The following is a 789-nucleotide window of genomic DNA, read 5'->3' as shown; positions in this document are numbered from 1 at the left end:
CTAAATAATTGTTCCAAATAGTAGATCACTCAGGGAAGGGAACTCAATGCGGTTTGCGCGATCAGATCGGTCGCCAAACTAATAAGCCACACAAACGCATTGAGTATGAACAGGATAGCATTTTTATATGGTGCGGAAACCCGCCGGCTGAAGAAGATTATTCACAAAACACGAGATAGAGACCTTTGCCGCCGTGCGAATGCCGTCTTGCTGGTGTTGAAAGGTAAAACCAAGTCAGAGGTTGCGAGCTTACTGCAAGCGGGTCGGTCATCGCTTAACCGCTGGTTGAAATGGTATGACGTTGCCGGTGTTGATGGTCTAAAAACTAAAGGCGTTGGTCGACCCGCTAGGCAGAATCGGGATTTTATCTGTGGCGTGCTGAAAATTTTGCTGAAGTACACGCCAAGGACGCTTGGATATCAGCGTTCACGCTGGAGTACAGAGTTGTTTGCGCTGTTACTGAACAAGTTATGTAACATTCAGATCCACAGCTCAACAATCAGACGCTGGTTGCCCAAAGCAGGAATTGTCTGGCGGCGAGCTGCGCCAACACTTTATATCCAAGACCCGGATAAAAAGGAGAAACTGGCGGCTATCCGGGAGGCGCTGGCAGATAACAGTATTGACCACCCGGTGTTTTACCAGGATGAAGTGGATATCCATCTGAATCCTAAAATCGGTGCAGATTGGGGGCACCGTGGCGAGCAGCGTAAAGTGGCAACACCAGGACAGAACAAGAAACATTATCTGGCGGGAGCATTACACGGCCAGACAGGGCAAATCGTTTAT

1 protein-coding gene is annotated in these 789 nt (G+C 48.8%); it reads left to right on the top strand.

Going from position 1 to position 789, the window contains the following annotated elements; genetic code table 11:
• Window positions 1-105: 105 nt before the first annotated feature.
• The coding region (locus AAY72_RS00945; protein ID WP_057785217.1) for an IS630 family transposase at window positions 106-789 on the top strand (684 nt) is incomplete at its 3' end.

The sequence above is a fragment of the Alishewanella sp. WH16-1 genome (genome assembly GCF_001441695.1).
GTDB classification, from domain to species: Bacteria; Pseudomonadota; Gammaproteobacteria; order Enterobacterales; family Alteromonadaceae; genus Alishewanella; species Alishewanella agri.
This window is presented reverse-complemented; position numbering and strand designations above follow the sequence as displayed.